This window comes from Acinetobacter terrae, from assembly GCF_013004375.1.
GTDB classification, from domain to species: Bacteria; Pseudomonadota; Gammaproteobacteria; order Pseudomonadales; family Moraxellaceae; genus Acinetobacter; species Acinetobacter terrae.
This window is the reverse complement of sequence record NZ_JABERI010000014.1, coordinates 33,718-50,156: the sequence shown is the minus strand read 5'-3', so window position 1 is coordinate 50,156 and position 16,439 is coordinate 33,718. Positions and strand designations below refer to the sequence as shown.

The window sequence follows — 16,439 nt, the reverse complement described above, 5'->3', positions numbered from 1 at the left end:
TAAGAAGTCACTGTTGACTTAAAATTTTAGTTTCGAAGATATATCTGCAGCCATCATTTAACGTTGATATCCACTTGTTTTTATCTGTTATATGTTTCTTATTCTTTTTTAAATATTTTGCTGTGGAATATAGTGTAATAAAAAGTTCTTTATTTGTTTTTTCTTTAATTGAATGGTTAGCTAAAAGCTTATGTAGAATTACTGCATTATTAATAAGTAGGCATCTATTTGTATTGATCTTTCTCGTTGTTGAATTGTTGTTGTAATTATAATAGTAAATAGATTTTATTTTTTGAACTTCTTTCGAATGTAGGAAATTTAATCTTGTAATAATTTCATCATTATTGATAAAGTTTTCTTTATTGGTATTTAAATTATAATATAGCTCATAGCTTTTAAGGAAAATGTCTTTTTTACTGCACATAAGGCCTGAAACTTTCCAACCACCTATTGAATTTTCAAGACACTCTAAACCAGTGAAAAGGTTTCTCTTGTTGTCAAAATAGCATAATGGTTTATATTTGTTATTTTCTTCCTGCATCAAAACATCAAATATGATCGTATCTATCTTGGATTCTGATGTATAAATAACTTTAAGTATATTCTCAATCATATTTTTAGATATAGCATCATCACAATCTACAATTAAACAGTAATTTTCTTTTGCATTATTAATTCCATTATATCTAGCCTCAGCTGCACCACTATTTTTTTGAGTTAATATAGTATAGTTAATGTCAACTGTTCTTAAATGCTTATATAATATTTCTAATGTTGAATCTGTAGAACCATCATCAATGAAATAAACATTAAAATTTTTATTAGTTTGTTGATCTAAATTTTTTATGAATTTAGGTATATTTTTCTCTTCATTAAATAGTGGTGTGATTATTGCAATTGTTTCAGGCTGCATTAATTTTTCCAATTTTTATTTTGCTAAATATATATCAATTTTACTAAATTTTATAACTAAAAAGCTAGTAGGTATAGCCTTAGATTGTTGAAAAATAAGTTTTAGAAAACTTTGAAAAATTGTATTCGTTTTGATTTGGAACTAATTTCTAAAATTATAGAAAAATTCTTTAGAACTTTAGTATCATTCTAGCAAACTTATATTGTCCATCGATACTATCTAAATTAAAAACAAAAAAATAATAAATACACCTAAAACATTAATTCAAAAAAATAGACTACCCGGGAACAGATTGTTGGCAAGTATATAGCGTATAAATAGCGATTATACAACTAAAAAACACTATCACTAATGCCTACGGTTTAGAGCGCAAGACGCATGGCCATTTATATTGTGCTTGATGTATAAAGATTTTTATTCCCTTCTACTTTTCTAAACCGCTTATAAGACCAAATATACTGTTCAGGTGCGACATTAATCATGGCTTCAACATCTTGATTTAGCTGGTTCACTGAAACCTGTAAATCTTTAGACAAAATATTATCGGATAATTGAGTACATTGGATATCAAAATGAGTATCTGAATTACGCAGACAACTTATGCCAATCACATTACATTGCATTTTACTGGCAAGTTTGGAAACTAAGGTGGTGGATAAGGCTTTTTGTCCAAAAAAATCGGCATAAATACCACCAGATTCTTTAGGTAAATGGTCAGGTAAGATCATTGTTAAGCCGCCTTGTTTTAGGTGCTTGAAAATCGCACGTACGCCATTTTCATCTGTAGGTACAAGCGTTGCTCTCGTGCTTTGTCTCGCCTCTAACATAAAGCGGTTGATGCCCTTGTTTTTACTGGGCTTGTACATGATCACAGGCGCGGTATATTGATTTAGCCAAACATTCACCAACTCCCAATTACCTAAATGCAACAGCACAACAATCGTGCCTTTTTCACTATTTAGTGCTTCGGTTAGATGCTGTTCGCCAAAAGTATTTTTGATCAAGCCAACATTATATTTGTGTGGCATGCCCCAGATTTTAATCGACTCTAGGTAGGTCATACATTGGCTTTTTAAACTGCTTTTAGTTAAAGCCTGATGTTGCTGGGATGTTAAATGCGGATAAGCTAATTGCAGATTAATCTGGGTAATCCGTTTCATGGATGAATTATAGCTATTAAGTAATGTGGCAATCCAAGATCCAATCCATTGCAAGACACAGAGCGGAAGTAAAGAGACAACTTTGAATAAAAAATACATAACAACGCACAACTCTTTATAGCCAAGATAATTATAAAAAGAAAATTTTGGAAAGAGTTTTATTGCATCAAAGATGCTGCGTCATTTCTAAACCACAGAAAATGAGGTCAAAAGTCTTGAGAACAAAATAAATAATGGGGCAAAATCACTGGAAGAAGAATCTTATAAATCCAGTGGAGACTGTAAGATGATTAAGGTTTGTCAGCATTACCTTTCAAAACCATATAAATCAAACTCACAAAAATAAGTAAGGCCCCACCTAAGCTGCTCACACAAAAATATAGAATACGTTGATTGGTGTCCATATTGAACAAACCATTGGCTAAGATATAACGCATAAACAACCATTGAGCTATAGCAAATATAATTAACACAAGTGCACGACGACGGACAGCAGGACGCATAGCCATAAGGTTGTTCACCACAAAGTAGAAATAGGCAGCTATTATGCCATTCTCAAGTCTTGATCTCAATGTAATAAAAAACCCTGCATAAGCAGGGTTTTTTATCACTGAATTAAAGCGTTAAACTTCTACTTTTACTTCAGCTTTTGGTTTTTCACGTAGACGGATACCTAGGTCACGCAATTGATTAGGTTCAACTGGCGCAGGTGCTTGAGTTAATGGACATTCAGCAGTCTTGGTTTTAGGGAATGCAATTACGTCACGAATTGAAGTCGCGCCAGTCATTAACATGACTAAACGGTCAAGACCAAATGCCAAACCACCATGCGGAGGTGCACCGAATTTCAATGCATTCAACAAGAAGCTGAATTTCTCTTCCGCTTCTTCTTCAGAAATACCTAAAGCTTCAAAGATGGCTTTTTGCATTTCGAGGTTGAAGATACGTAGTGAACCGCCACCGACTTCAGTACCGTTCAATACCATGTCATAAGCAACAGACAACGCAGCACCTGGGTTGTTTTTCACTTCTTCAACGCTTGATTTAGGTAGTGTGAATGGGTGATGTACAGAAGTCCATTTGCCATCATCAGTTTCTTCGAACATTGGGAAGTCAACCACCCAAAGAGGTGCCCACTCGCAAGTTGCCATCTTCATGTCATGACCGACTTTGATACGTAAAGCACCCATTGCATCATTCACAACTTTGGCTTTATCTGCACCGAAGAATACGATATCGCCATTTTCAGCGCCAACACGTTTCAACAGATCCAGCACGATTGGCTCGATAAATTTAACGATTGGAGATTGAAGACCTTCAATACCTTTTTCAAGTTCGTTGACTTTAATGTAAGCTAAACCTTTCGCACCATAAATACCCACGAATTTCGTGTATTCATCAATTTGGCTACGTGGAAGTGAACCTGCACCCGGTACGCGAAGTGCAACAATACGGCCTTTAGGATCTTTAGCAGGACCTGCGAATACTTTGAACTCAACGTCTTGCATCATGTCTGCAACGTCAACAAGTTTCAAAGGAATACGCATATCTGGTTTGTCAGATGCATAGTCACGCATAGCGTCTGCATACGTCATACGCGGGAATTTGTCGAATTCAACATTAAGAAGTTCTTTGAACATCTTGATCGTTAAAGTTTCCATCAAATCCATAATGTCATCGTCACTCATGAACGATGTTTCAACGTCGATCTGGGTGAATTCTGGCTGACGATCGGCACGCAAGTCTTCATCACGGAAACATTTTGCGATTTGGTAGTAACGATCGATACCGCCCACCATCAACAATTGTTTGAATAATTGTGGTGATTGTGGAAGGGCATAGAAGCTACCGTTAGAAACACGACTTGGAACTAAATAGTCACGTGCGCCTTCAGGTGTTGCACGAGTCAAGATCGGAGTTTCAACATCCAAGAAACCATTTTCTTCAAAATAGTTACGAATCAGGTTAGTGAGTTTAGAACGGAAACGTAAACGATCGATCATTTCTGGACGACGGATATCCAGGAAACGGTATTTCAAACGAATTTCTTCAGAAATATTGGTGTTTTCGTCATTCAAAGGGAAAGGCGGTGTTTCAGAAGCAGCAAGAACTTCGATGTCTTTTGCTAGAACTTCGATTTGACCGCTCACCATGTTGGCATTTTCTGTGCCTTCATAACGACGACGTACACGCCCTGTAATTTTTAATACAAATTCAGAACGTACCTTGTCAGCAGTTGAGAAGGCTTCGGGAGTATCTGGGTCAATAACGACTTGAACAAGACCGTCACGGTCACGCATATCAAGGAAGATAACACCACCGTGGTCACGGCGACGGTGTACCCAACCGCATAATGTTACGGTTTGGTCAATTTGGGCTTCGGTTAAAGTACCGCAGTAATGAGTTCGCATCATAGCGTTAGAAATCCAACTATATGGGTTAAGGCAAGCGAATACGTAAACAGCGTACCGCCTTTGAATAGTGAATTATGCCTCTTTGAGGATTTTGTCACAAGAACTAGATCAATAAACACCATCATTTCTAGGTGGAGGTGGGGCAAAAGATTCTAAATTGATTCGATTTTTAGAAATTTAACCACCCAAACGTCAGTTCCGATCCAGAAATAAGAATAGGAGACAGCCCAAGCTAAAGGTGACTAAAAATACGCTTGAAAATTGGTTCACCGATCGACCAATAAATGAATAGAGGTCGACTGACCATGGATTTGATCCAAAGGTTTGTAAAAATTGAAGATAATAATAAACAGCAGTGAGCAATGAGATGAGCACAATGAATAAGCCAGAGATCTTAATTTTAGTTGGAACAAAATCTGCCTGCTTATATTTCAAATAATAGTGTATTCCCATCCACGCCATAAAAGGTAAGGCAATAATCGAAGTCCCAATTTGTAGAACACGGTGCATCGGATAGATGTGATTAAGCAGTAAAACAGGTCGATTTAAGAAGGAATCAAAGGCAAATGTTCTGAAATCTGAATGTGTCAATCCATCCCAAATCAAATGGCTAAAAATCCCAACGATCAAAGCAAAGATGACACTGAGAATAAACCCTATCACTTTATCGAAAGAGCCACAATCAATGGGCTTCACCATACCAATCCATCTAAAAATTACCGGTCGATACAGCCCATACCACAGCAAGCAAAAACCTAAACCAATCAATAAATCGGGAACAATTAAACCTTGCCATTGATGGGAAGCATCATAGGTTTCGGAGGTGAATAAACGATATAAATCAGGTGTCATACTGCCAATCGCAAGTGCTGAAATCGGTAAGCGATAGCCGGTGAGTTTGGCAATTGGAGGAGCTAAAACTGCATGTGATAAGGTAAAAGGCATCTAAAAACTTTAAAATGTAATTATCATTGAATGAAGTTGAAAAATCAGTTTATCCGAAAGTTTAGAAAGGAAGTGTTTTTTATTGCAAAAAAAGTGAAATGTTATATTATAACACTATCCAAAAATCGCAGTTTTGAGCCAGTTCCATGTCTTTTCATAAGAATTTAATTACACTCTCTATTTTTGCAGTCATCGCACCCGCTGTTTTCGCAGAAGAGCAGCGCACAAACCAACAATTAGAAACCATCAAATTACAAGCGCATCCCTTAGTGCAGTCGGCTGCAGATTTTGCAGTGGCTGATCAGGTAATTGATCATAAAAAGCTTGCACAAGGTGGAGTGACCATTGGTGACGCTTTGGCAGGTGAACTGGGAGTATCTTCGAACCAGTATGGTTCTGGTTCAAGTCGTCCAGTAATTCGCGGGCAAGATGGTGCACGCGTTAAAGTTTTACAACATGCTTCTGAAACTGCCGATGTATCAACACTTTCACCAGACCATGCGGTAACAGTTGATCCTATTTTAGCCAAGCAAGTTGAGATTATTCGTGGCCCATCGACTTTACTGTATAGCGCAGGCACAGTTGGTGGATTGGTGAATGTCACTGACAATAAAATTCCGACCCAAATGCCTGAAAAAGGTTATGAAGGGCAAGTGGGCTTGCGCTACAACTCTGGCAGTGATGAGAAATTAGCCAGTGCGGGTGCAACGGTGGCTTTAGCTGATCAGGTTGCATTACGTGTCGAAGGTTCAAAGCGTGATGCCAACAACTATATTGCGCCTGATTATGTTCATGAGGGTGAAAAAGAACGTCGTGTAGACAACACCTTTGCCGAAGGTGAAACGGTGAATGTCGGTTTATCTTGGATTCACGATCGCGGTTTTAGCGGTATTTCATATAGTAATCGTCAGGACCAGTATGGTTTGCCAGGGCACAGTCATGAATATGAAGATTGTCATCCGCATGATAATGAACTTTTTTGTGGCGACCATACAGGTCATGCGTTGAACCATGATGGACATGATCATGATGAAGAGCATGATCACGCTGCTGGGCCATGGGTCGATTTGAAATCAGAACGTTATGATTTCCGTACCGAACTCAGTGATCCGTTTGCCGGTTTTCAAAAGCTTCGCGCCCATGCCAGTTATACCGACTATAAACATGATGAAATTGAAGAAAATTCAGTCATGACCAATTTTAAAAGTCAGGGTTATGATGCACGCTTAGAGCTGGTTCACAATCCTGTTGCGAATTGGGAAGGGGTGATTGGTGCTCAATATAATCAGCAAAAGCTGGATATTAGCGGGGAAGAATCTTTACTTGATCCGACCAAAACTCAAAAGTGGAGTTTATTTGCTTTAGAGCATAAGCAGTTTAATGATGTTCATGTTGAACTGGGTGCTCGTTTAGACCAGCAAAAAATTGCAATTGATTCAAATAAAAAAGATTTTGAAGATTATGGCTTCTCTTATTCAGGCGCCGTGAACTGGGAGTTTGCACCGAGCTATAAATTGTCTTTGGTTGGCTCTCATCAAGAACGTCTGCCTTTGGCGCAAGAACTGTATGCCAATGGCAAGCATTTCGCGACCAATACTTTCGAACGCGGCAATGAAAATTTAAGTGCGGAAAAATCCAATAATCTGGAGCTTGGTTTGCATTATGAGCAGGACAAGTTTGATTACCATGTGCATGTCTATCACAACTGGTTTGACAACTATATTTATGCGGCGACCACAGATAAATTTGAAAATTTCCGTTTGGTGGATTACACCCAAGACAAAGCCAAGTTTTATGGTACCGAAGCACAAGCGTCTTATGCTTTAACTGATGCCTATAAACTTAGCGTGTTTGGCGATTATGTCCGTGGCAAAATTGATGGTGAAAATGCACCACGTGTCCCAGCAGGTCGTCTCGGTACCAAAGTCGATGCGAATTTTGATGATCACTGGTCTGGTTTAGCCGAGTATTACCATGTATTTAATCAGGACAAGATCACAAGTGATGAGCAGGAAACCGATGGCTACAATATGCTGAATCTTGGCGTATCTTACGCAGGTCAATATGCTAAAAATAACGATTATCGCGTGTATTTCAAAGCCAATAACTTGCTGGATCAACAAGTGTATTCACATGCTTCATTCTTGTCGAATATTCCGCAAGTCGGACGTAACTTTAGCGTTGGTTTAGAATTTGGTTTCTAGGCAAAAGTTAGCGTAGATAAAGTCATTCAGGCAGGATTCACAGAAATCCGCTTGAAAAATAAAGCAATAAAACCTAGTCTGATGCCATTGGACTAGGTTTTTTGTTATGCGTATTTTTCAACGAATTCATCAGAAATTGAATTGGTCACGCCGTCGCTATGTCAGCGTGATGATCGGTTTGTTGGCTTTGGGATATCTCTCATCTGCGATTTATCACACTTATAAACCCTTGCCAGAGGGCTTGGATTTTACGGGTAAATTGCGTCATGCCGAGGTGAAATTTCTAGCAGATCAAACCTATATTGATGCAAGTGGTAAACAACAACAAAACCAGGTCATTTTTAATGAAATGTTAAAAATGATTGATGAAGCGCAAACGACCATTGTGCTGGATATGTTTTTATTCAATAAAGAGGTCGGTGAATCAACGCTTGCGCATCGCACACTGGCGCAACAGTTAACCGATGCCTTAATTTCAAAACGTGGCGTACAGCCAAATATTGAAATTAAAGTGATTACCGATCCGATTAATTCTGTTTATGGTGGTGTTGCACCAGAGCATTATCGTCAGTTACGTTCTGCCGGTATTGATGTGATTGAAACGGATTTAAGACCGTTACGTGCACCCAATCCATTGTGGTCGGGCTTTTGGTATATCTGTTGTCAGGATGCGGGTAATAATCCTGAAAAAGGCTGGCTCGCCAATCCATTTGGTCCTGAAAAAATCACCTTACGCAGTTATTTCAATTTATTTAATTTTAGAGCCAATCACCGCAAAACCGTGGTTGTAGATACAGCACAGGGCTGGAAAGCCTTGGTGACTTCAGCCAATCCGCATGATGGCAGTTCACGTCATTCCAACGTGGCTTTGGTCGTTTCAGGCAATACTGCAATTGATGTGTTAAAGACCGAACAGGCTGTAGGACGAATGTCCAAAGGCGATATTCCGATGGTAATTGTCGGTGAGTTTGAAGGCGAAAAATCTTTGCCGCAAGTTCAGGTACTGACTGAAAAAGCCATTTTTGATGAAACGATAAAATTAATTGAAACTGCTAAGCCACAAGAGCAGATTGATCTGGCGATGTTCTATCTTTCTGAACGTCATATTGTGACAGCTTTAATTGCGGCACATGAGCGTGGGGTAAAACTTCGTGTCTTACTCGATCCGAATAAAGATGCTTTTGGTCGCCAAAAGAATGGTATTCCTAACCGCCAAGTGGCCTCCGAATTGAATGATGCGGGTGTGCCTGTGCGCTGGTGTAATACCCAAGGAGAACAGTGCCATAGCAAGATGATTGTGAAACGTAATGCACAAAATTCAGAGTTGATTTTAGGTTCTGCGAATTTCACCGCACGTAATATTAAAAATTATAATCTGGAAACCAATTTACGTGTCGTGGGTGCATCAAAAGCGCAAGTTTTTACCGATGCCAAGCAATATTTTGATACAGCCTGGTCAAACCTGGATGGCAAAAATATGAGTGTCGATTACAGTCAATATGCAGATGAATCGAAACTCAAATATGGCATTTACCGCTTTATGGAATGGAGTGGGTTGTCTACGTTTTAAATAACCCTCATCCCAGCCTTCTCCCTCTGGGAGAAGGAGTTCCCTCTCCTTTCAGGAGAGGGCTAGGGAGAGGTAAACAAAATAATCAATTGCAATTATTCTGTAGCAATCTCTCACCTTTAATAAAGGGATGAAACTCCCTCAAGAGGGATTTAGGGAGATTAAATCTGTTAAAAATAAAAAAGAGCGCTTATACGCTCTTTTTTATATCAATATTCTATAAAGGATTCGGTGGAATTAATGCATCCAAATCAGCATCTTTCATTTTGTCGAGTTCTTTTAAATCCGTTTTAATTTTCCACTGACTTTCATCTTCAACCGGTTGCGGCAAACGCGCTTCTAACCAGTCGCACACCACATCGGGTGGAAAGTCAGGATGATTACATTGAATTACCCACGCCAAAAAATCTTTCGCTTCACCATTCATATAGGGTGGTGGTGAAACAGGCAAGAACTGGGTTGGAAGACGTTCATTCTTGGAAATGTAATTTAGCACATGACCCAATTCCTGAACGGTTTGCCATGCAAGCGGGTGATCGACATTAATCTGAAATTTAAACCACCATGCATGTTGACCATCTGAACCATAAGCATCAATCAATGCTTCTTGTACGCTCGGCACTTTGCAAAAGAATTGATGTAGGCGGTCAAAACTTAAATCAGCCACTCTGTTTGATCCAGTAACAAAAAATAATATCCTAGCATAAACATATTCAGCGCCCAGATGCACGAAAGCATGAAATTACAGCAAAATTTAATTTACAAAACGTTGCATTAGATGCTTTTTTATTCATTTTTTATCCTAAACTAGGGATTAAAATGAGTTTATAAACTATATGATGCGATCAACATCGTTCGGAGGCTCTGATGAAAGTAGCGGTGGTTTGTGCTCTTGGTGGCATCGTGCTCTTGGGGGCTTCTGCAACGACGCAAGCGGAAAATAAGTGGTCCAATTATCGTGGTTTGGATACTAGCAAGTATCAGCATCGGCCTGCTTATCCTCAAACTAGCTATCCAAAAAATAACTATCCACAGCAGCGTCCTGGCTATTCAAAACATAGTTATCCACGAAATAGCTATCCATATAATCACTATCCGCAAAATCACCCCAATGACCAACATTATCCATCACGTCCACCACATGGCGGTTATTATCCACCGATACAAAATGGCATCAGTATTCAATATAGCGCTCCCACGACTATCACCCATAACTCACAAAGCTATAGCTGGGTGAATGGTGATCCCACGGCACGGATTAAAAGTTCAAGCTATACCTTAATTTTGGATTGGCAACGCGTAGGTTTGCCTGCACCGCCCAATGGAACGTACTGGATCTTTGAAAATGGGCGCTATGTGTTGGTGCCGAATCGATAGAGTAAAGAGTGAAAAAGCAGGCGATATGCCTGCTTTTATTTTGCCTTTATATTCAAATTGGAATTTGGCCTGTCCCTTGCGAACTCAGAATATATTCTGAGGATTCTCATCTCCTGGAAGGAGAGGGAATTAAAGAGCATTAAGCCAACTCATCATCTTGTGGACGTGGCGTTTTACCTTCGGGTAATGACTTTTCACTATGTTTGTCACGAATAACAGATGGATAAGTCCAGGATGCATAACGCACCACCAAGATTGCAAAAGCCAGAATCAGAATCGAACCGGTAATAATTACCAAGTCCATATCCGCTTTATGGTCGTGCTGGATATCCGAAATGAGTAGGCGAGTGAGTGCCGTAATCGCGATATAAATCAGAAAACGCACCGGCATGTGATTGGTCTTGAAATAGATACCGACCATGGCGCCCAGTTCTAGGTAGATAAATAACAGCAGAATATCGTCAATGGTAGCGAATTGCTTCACTGTAAGTATGTGGAATACGGTATGACCTGCAGACCAGATCACCATACAGCCAATAATAAATAGCGCAATATAATGAAAACTTTCTACAGCGATATTTCCGAAACGGTCGAGGAGGGTTTCAATTTTTTCAACTTTGGCATCAGGTTTTGGCATGTTTTTCCTCCTTTATATTAGATGAGCATTTGTATGAAACTGGTATTAAACAGTATGCAATTTTCATGCACATTAAAAGGTAAAAAAATGAATGTTATAAATAATTCAATGGACTGTATTTTTTTTATACGGAATTGATATATTGTATGAATGGTTATTTCATTGATCAGGGAAAAGAAAATGTTAGAAACAATTCAAACAAAAATTAATAGTTTACAAAATGGTAAAAAACTCATTTTAGGTTCGGGTATTAAGGGAGATGAAATGCAGAAGCTGATTGCCTTATGTGAAAATTTACAATCCGAGGGAGTGATAAAAATTGTGAAAATTCATCAAGACGAACAAAATAGCAAAAAAACTTCAGATTCCATTATTGTTGAAAAGATCTAAGTCATTTTAGATATAAAAAACGCCTGACAATGCAGGCGTTTTTTTATATCTGATTTAAATTAAGATTGGTTAGTAAAGTAATCTTCACTGAAGTTCATGATCACTTCTGGACCTGCTTTTACTTTGGTAATGCGTAGTGCAAGCTCAGGCAAAATACGTTGCACGAAGTATTGAGCAAGTGCCAATTTGTTTTGATAGAACTCGCCTTCTTTCGCTTTAGCTGCATTCGCAATTTTTGCGAACATGTAAGAGAAGCTTAAAAGACCTACCGCATGTAGATAATCTACAGCCGCAGAGTTCGGGAATTCAATATTTTCACGTGCAGCTTCAATCACGTATTGAGTCACTGATTCAATTTCAGTTGCTGCATCTAATGTTGCATCTTTAATGAAGTTAAGATCAGCATCCAGGCTGTTCGCGAAGTCACGAATCTCCTGAATATATTCAGCAATGAATTCGCCCTTACATTTAATGGTTTTACGACCAATTAAATCTTGAGACTGAACACCGTTGGTGCCTTCGTAAATTTGTGCAATACGTAAGTCACGTACGCATTGTTCCATACCCCATTCACGAATATAACCATGCCCACCAAACACCATTTGCGCATCAATCACTGCATCAAAAGCAGTATCGGTTAAATATGCTTTTGCGATTGGCGTAAGTAATGCAACACGATTGTTGGCAGCTTTCACTGCTTCAGCATCGGTAGAGAATTTGGTGATATCCAGTTGTTGACCTACGTAAACTGCAAACGCACGCGATGCTTCGTTATTTGCACGCGCATTTAACAGCATACGGCGTACATCACCATGCACAAGGATGCTGTCTGCTGCTTTGGCTGGAGATTGAATACCAGAAGCACTACGACCTTGAATACGGTCAGTCGCATATTGCGCTGCATTTTGGTAGGCAAATTCAGAAGCACCTAGGCCTTGAATACCCATAGACAGGCGTTCGTAGTTCATCATCACGAACATTGCCGCTAAGCCTTCATTTTCTTTACCTACAAGGTAACCTTTGGCACCGTCGAAGTTCATTACACAAGTTGCAGAGGCTTTAATCCCCATTTTGTGTTCAATTGAACCTGGACCTGCCGCATTGCGTTCACCAAGTGAACCATCTTCATTGACCATGAATTTAGGCACGATGAACAATGAAATCCCGCGTGAACCTGCAGGTGCATCAGGCGTTTTAGCCAATACCAAATGAATGATATTTTCTGCTAAGTCGTGGTCACCACCAGTAATAAAGATTTTAGTACCGGTAATGTTGTAGGTACCATCTTCGTTACGTTCAGCTTTAGTTTTAATAATGCCTAAGTCTGTACCTGCATGAGGTTCGGTTAAGCACATGGTGCCTGACCATTCGCCAGAGTAAATTTTAGGTAAATAAGTTTCTTTTTGCTCTTGAGATGCGTAACTGTTGAGCGCCATACCTGCACCCACAGAAAGAAGCGGGTAGAGCAGGAATGATGGATTGGTTGCAAACAGCATTTCGTCCGCAAGCACAGTCAGCATTTTTGGCATGCCTTGACCGCCCCATTCTTCGTCTGCACCTAAACCAATCCAGCCGCCATCTGCATATTGTTTGAATGCTTGTTTAAAGCCAGCAGGAGTTGTTACATTGCCATTTTCAATTTTAGCGCCTTCTTCATCACCGCTACGGTTAATCGGTAAAGTGACGTTTTGCGCGAACTTCGCCATTTCTTCAAGAATAGCTTCTGCTGTTGCAGCATCCACATGGGCAAGGTTTTCGTTGGCTTGCCAGAATTGCTCTGCATTAAAAACATCATTCAGGATGAATTTCATATCTGCAAGAGGGGCATTATAAATTGGCATAAAGTGTTACCTGTTTATTGTTTGAGTCAGTTCGGTTTTAGTTGAGTCTAAGCGATGAAAAATATTGTTGTTAGACGACTAAAGATTAATTTTTGCATCTTTTATAAAGAAAAAGGACTGTCAAATCAATGACTGTCCTTCTCCTGTTCATCAAGTTAAAACTTTATGAAAATTAAAATGCGAAGTGTTCAGCATCTAAAGCAAGTAATGGCTCTACACCACCTGCAATCACGTCTACGTGTGAACGTACACGTGGAAGGATTTTCTTGAAGTAGAAACGTGCTGTGGTTACTTTGGCATTGTAGAAGTCAACTTCTGTGGTACCAGCAGCAAGCGTTTCTTGAGCGAGAAGCGCCATACGAGCCCATAAGTAAGCAAGGGTTACGTACCCAGAGAAGTAGAGGTAATCCACTGCAGCTGCACCGACTTCATCCGGGTTTTGCATTGCACGCATACCAATCTGCATGGTTAAATCACCCCACTCTTTATTTAGAGCAGCAAGTGGTTCAACGAATTCTTTCATTGCAGCATTGTCTTTGTTTGCTTCAGCAAATTTGTGGATGATCTTGGTGAAGTCTTTCAACATTGCACCTTGAGTACCCAAAACTTTACGACCTAACAAGTCAAGCGCCTGAATTTCAGTGGTACCTTCGTAAAGACACGCAATACGTGTATCACGAACAATCTGTTCCATGCCATGTTCAGAAATAAAGCCATGACCACCGAACACTTGAACACCGTGTTTCGCAGATTCAGAACCCGTTTCAGTCAAGAATGCTTTTGCGATTGGGGTAAGAAGAGACAACATGTTGTCTGCAGATTTGCGTTCTTCTTCAGTTGTACCGTGTTCAACCACATCGGAATATTGAGCCAATAAGTAGACCAGCGCACGACCACTTTCTGCATATGCTTTTTGAGTTAAAAGCATGTTGCGCACAGCAGGGTGAACAATAATTGGGTCTGCTTCTTTTTCTGGCGCTTTAACACCTGAAAGTGAACGCATTGCCAAACGATCTTTGGCATAGGCAAGGGCACCTTGGAAAGATGCTTCAGATGCAGCAAGACCTTGTACAGCAGTACCAATACGTGCACTGTTCATAAAGGTGAACATGCAGTTTAGGCCACGATTTTCAGGACCAATCAAGAAGCCTTGAGCTTTATCAAAGTTGATTACACACGTGGCGTTACCATGGATCCCCATTTTGTGTTCGATTGAACCACAACGTACAGGATTACGTTCACCCAGTGAACCATCTGCATTTACAATGAATTTAGGAACAATGAATAACGAGATGCCTTTCGTGCCTTTTGGTGCGCCAGGAAGGCGAGCAAGAACGATATGGATGATGTTATCCGCCATGTCGTGTTCACCAGCAGAGATAAAGATTTTCTCGCCAGAGATTGCATAGCTACCATCAGCATTTGGTTCAGCCTTGGTACGGGTAATACCCAAGTCAGAACCTGCATGAGATTCAGTCAAGCACATGGTGCCTGTCCATTCACCTGAAACAAGTTTAGGTAGGTAAGTGTCTTTTTGTTCTTGAGAACCGTGGTGTTCCAAAGTACGTACCGCACCATGGGAAAGACCCGGATACATGCCCCAAGACCAGTTTGCAGTACCGACCATTTCAGAAATGGTAATACCTAAAGAATTCGGTAAAGCTTGACCACCATATTGCTCTTCAGCAGATAACGATGGAAAGCCAAGTTCGATATATTTTTTATATGCTTCTTTAAAGCCGGTAGGCGTTGTTACAACACCGTCATTCCAAGTACAACCTTCACGGTCGCCCACTTGGTTAAGAGGAGAAAGTTCATTTTCACAGAAGTCAGCAGCAGCTTCTAAATATTGATCAACCAACTCACGGCTTACGGTTTCTTGAAATGCAGGGAGTTTTGCATAATGTTCTTCAGAATTTAGTAATTCATGGAGAACGAATTGCATATCACGTAAGGGCGCTTTGTATTGTGGCATATCGGTTTCCTCAATACTGGTTTAACCAGCTTATAATCCTAATCAACATTTGAACGTGCCTTCTATGACACGTATTTGTATGGCTTAATCGTGCAACATCTTCTGGGTTGGTACAAGCGTTTACATGCTTTTTCTTAGTGACTGTAAAGTCAAAGATTTCTGCCTTGAAATTGCTAAGTATCTTGAGTGTAAATGTTTTTATGCTTTATTCGATGTCATAAATAGTCAAATAGATACATTTTTATGTCCAATAAAAAGACGCTCGAAAGCGTCTTTTTAAATTTAGGTAGAACTATTTATGCGGCAGATTTAACTGGAGCCGGTGCAGCAGCTACGGGTGCCTTAGGCTGGAAGCGAACTTCGCATTTACCATTGATGGTTTGAGTACCAACTTTAATTTGAACCGCTTTGCCATTTGCTTGACCTTGACAGGCTTTTAAAATGGCTTGCTGATGCGCTTGATGTTGAGCCAATCGCTGATCAAATTGCTTGGTCAGTTCTGCACGTTTTGCATCAGTAAGCAGTTCTGCTGATTGCATTGGCATGCCTTGCATTTGCATAGCCTTCATTTCACCGCGCAGAGGGTGATGGCCGCCTTTCATTTGCGTATCTTTCATCTCGCCATGCATGCTCATCATCTCTTTATGCATGCGCTTCATATCTTGACGGTCCGCTTTGAAGCGCATACTGCATGTACCATCAATGGTTTTGTCACCGGCTTTAATTTGTACGGATTGACCGACAGCTTTGTTGTCACATGCTTTTTGAATTTGTTCAAATACTTGTTTACGTTCAGCACGTGCTTGCTTGAACTGTTCACGTTGTTCTGGCGTCATTTTATGATCATGCTTTTGATGACGATCGTCGTGTATCATGCGAGCGTGGTCGCCATCTTTATCTTTAACCGAATGGGGGGATTGGCAAGCTGTCAAAGCTCCGATACTGAGAACACTTGCACTAACTAAAGCAATTTTTGTCATGGAATTCATTGTTTTTATCTCCAACGAAAAATA

14 protein-coding genes are annotated in these 16,439 nt (G+C 39.8%); 4 read left to right on the top strand and 10 right to left on the bottom strand.

Translation table 11 applies throughout. From position 1 onward, the window contains the following. Positions 1-7 precede the first annotated feature (7 nt). The 5 genes from HLH14_RS07345 to HLH14_RS07325 all read right to left on the bottom strand — a co-directional run bounded on the left by HLH14_RS07345 (position 8) and on the right by HLH14_RS07325 (position 5,432). Positions 8-913: a glycosyltransferase family A protein gene (locus tag HLH14_RS07345; RefSeq protein WP_171532821.1), complete on the bottom strand. Its 906-nt coding sequence runs from the start codon at positions 911-913 to the stop codon at positions 8-10. A 386-nt stretch (positions 914-1,299) separates the two neighbouring features. Next, on the bottom strand, positions 1,300-2,172 hold the full coding sequence (locus tag HLH14_RS07340; protein WP_171532820.1) for a lysophospholipid acyltransferase family protein: 873 nt from the start codon (positions 2,170-2,172) through the stop codon (positions 1,300-1,302). 191 nt (positions 2,173-2,363) lie between these two features. Continuing rightward, positions 2,364-2,582, bottom strand: a complete 219-nt coding sequence (locus tag HLH14_RS07335) for a hypothetical protein (protein WP_067722914.1) — start codon at positions 2,580-2,582, stop codon at positions 2,364-2,366. A 114-nt stretch (positions 2,583-2,696) separates the two neighbouring features. Next, positions 2,697-4,487 (bottom strand): aspartate--tRNA ligase, encoded by a 1,791-nt coding sequence (gene aspS / locus HLH14_RS07330; protein ID WP_171532819.1) that lies wholly within the window; start codon positions 4,485-4,487, stop codon positions 2,697-2,699. 192 nt (positions 4,488-4,679) lie between these two features. Further along, a complete protein-coding gene (locus HLH14_RS07325; RefSeq protein ID WP_171532818.1) occupies positions 4,680-5,432 on the bottom strand; it encodes a DUF4184 family protein in 753 nt (250 codons plus the stop codon). 146 nt (positions 5,433-5,578) lie between these two features. Here HLH14_RS07325 and znuD point away from each other — a divergent pair, with 146 nt between their 5' ends. Both znuD and HLH14_RS07315 read left to right on the top strand, forming a co-directional pair. Continuing rightward, positions 5,579-7,636 carry a zinc piracy TonB-dependent receptor ZnuD gene (gene znuD, locus HLH14_RS07320; RefSeq protein ID WP_171532817.1) on the top strand — a complete coding sequence of 686 codons (2,058 nt, stop codon included), beginning with the start codon at positions 5,579-5,581 and terminating at the stop codon, positions 7,634-7,636. 106 nt (positions 7,637-7,742) lie between these two features. After that, positions 7,743-9,206 carry a phospholipase D family protein gene (locus HLH14_RS07315; RefSeq protein ID WP_171532816.1) on the top strand — a complete coding sequence of 488 codons (1,464 nt, stop codon included), beginning with the start codon at positions 7,743-7,745 and terminating at the stop codon, positions 9,204-9,206. Positions 9,207-9,423: 217 nt separating this feature from the next. Here HLH14_RS07315 and HLH14_RS07310 read toward each other — a convergent pair whose 3' ends face one another. Then, positions 9,424-9,873: a hypothetical protein gene (locus tag HLH14_RS07310; protein ID WP_086194016.1), complete on the bottom strand. Its 450-nt coding sequence runs from the start codon at positions 9,871-9,873 to the stop codon at positions 9,424-9,426. 200 nt (positions 9,874-10,073) lie between these two features. Between HLH14_RS07310 and HLH14_RS07305 the strand changes: the two genes are divergently transcribed. Further along, a complete protein-coding gene (locus HLH14_RS07305; RefSeq protein ID WP_171532815.1) occupies positions 10,074-10,583 on the top strand; it encodes an RcnB family protein in 510 nt (169 codons plus the stop codon). Between the two features lie 139 nt (positions 10,584-10,722). Here the strand turns inward: HLH14_RS07305 and HLH14_RS07300 are convergent, their stop codons facing one another. Further along, positions 10,723-11,220 (bottom strand): phosphate-starvation-inducible protein PsiE, encoded by a 498-nt coding sequence (locus HLH14_RS07300; RefSeq protein ID WP_067722900.1) that lies wholly within the window; start codon positions 11,218-11,220, stop codon positions 10,723-10,725. A gap of 180 nt (positions 11,221-11,400) precedes the next feature. On the opposite strand from HLH14_RS07300, the gene HLH14_RS07295 reads away from it, so the two are divergent. Then, positions 11,401-11,610 carry a hypothetical protein gene (locus tag HLH14_RS07295; protein ID WP_171532814.1) on the top strand — a complete coding sequence of 70 codons (210 nt, stop codon included), beginning with the start codon at positions 11,401-11,403 and terminating at the stop codon, positions 11,608-11,610. A gap of 59 nt (positions 11,611-11,669) precedes the next feature. Here HLH14_RS07295 and HLH14_RS07290 read toward each other — a convergent pair whose 3' ends face one another. The 3 genes from HLH14_RS07290 to HLH14_RS07280 form a co-directional block, all read right to left on the bottom strand. After that, the gene (locus HLH14_RS07290; protein ID WP_171532813.1) at positions 11,670-13,451 is read right to left on the bottom strand and encodes an acyl-CoA dehydrogenase C-terminal domain-containing protein; all 1,782 of its coding nucleotides are present in this window, start codon (positions 13,449-13,451) and stop codon (positions 11,670-11,672) included. Between the two features lie 172 nt (positions 13,452-13,623). Beyond that, on the bottom strand, positions 13,624-15,426 hold the full coding sequence (locus HLH14_RS07285; RefSeq protein ID WP_171532812.1) for an acyl-CoA dehydrogenase C-terminal domain-containing protein: 1,803 nt from the start codon (positions 15,424-15,426) through the stop codon (positions 13,624-13,626). Between the two features lie 296 nt (positions 15,427-15,722). Continuing rightward, positions 15,723-16,415: a hypothetical protein gene (locus HLH14_RS07280; protein ID WP_067722892.1), complete on the bottom strand. Its 693-nt coding sequence runs from the start codon at positions 16,413-16,415 to the stop codon at positions 15,723-15,725. Positions 16,416-16,439: the final 24 nt, after the last annotated feature.

Coding starts and splice junctions, on each gene's coding strand:
- HLH14_RS07280 (WP_067722892.1), bottom strand. CDS start 16,415: ATGAATTCCATGACAAAAATTGCTTTAGTTAGTGCAAGTGTTCTCAGT.
- HLH14_RS07315 (WP_171532816.1), top strand. CDS start 7,743: ATGCGTATTTTTCAACGAATTCATCAGAAATTGAATTGGTCACGCCGT.
- aspS (WP_171532819.1), bottom strand. CDS start 4,487: ATGATGCGAACTCATTACTGCGGTACTTTAACCGAAGCCCAAATTGAC.
- HLH14_RS07300 (WP_067722900.1), bottom strand. CDS start 11,220: ATGCCAAAACCTGATGCCAAAGTTGAAAAAATTGAAACCCTCCTCGAC.
- HLH14_RS07305 (WP_171532815.1), top strand. CDS start 10,074: ATGAAAGTAGCGGTGGTTTGTGCTCTTGGTGGCATCGTGCTCTTGGGG.
- HLH14_RS07335 (WP_067722914.1), bottom strand. CDS start 2,582: ATGGCTATGCGTCCTGCTGTCCGTCGTCGTGCACTTGTGTTAATTATA.
- HLH14_RS07285 (WP_171532812.1), bottom strand. CDS start 15,426: ATGCCACAATACAAAGCGCCCTTACGTGATATGCAATTCGTTCTCCAT.
- znuD (WP_171532817.1), top strand. CDS start 5,579: ATGTCTTTTCATAAGAATTTAATTACACTCTCTATTTTTGCAGTCATC.
- HLH14_RS07325 (WP_171532818.1), bottom strand. CDS start 5,432: ATGCCTTTTACCTTATCACATGCAGTTTTAGCTCCTCCAATTGCCAAA.
- HLH14_RS07340 (WP_171532820.1), bottom strand. CDS start 2,172: ATGTATTTTTTATTCAAAGTTGTCTCTTTACTTCCGCTCTGTGTCTTG.
- HLH14_RS07290 (WP_171532813.1), bottom strand. CDS start 13,451: ATGCCAATTTATAATGCCCCTCTTGCAGATATGAAATTCATCCTGAAT.
- HLH14_RS07345 (WP_171532821.1), bottom strand. CDS start 913: ATGCAGCCTGAAACAATTGCAATAATCACACCACTATTTAATGAAGAG.
- HLH14_RS07295 (WP_171532814.1), top strand. CDS start 11,401: ATGTTAGAAACAATTCAAACAAAAATTAATAGTTTACAAAATGGTAAA.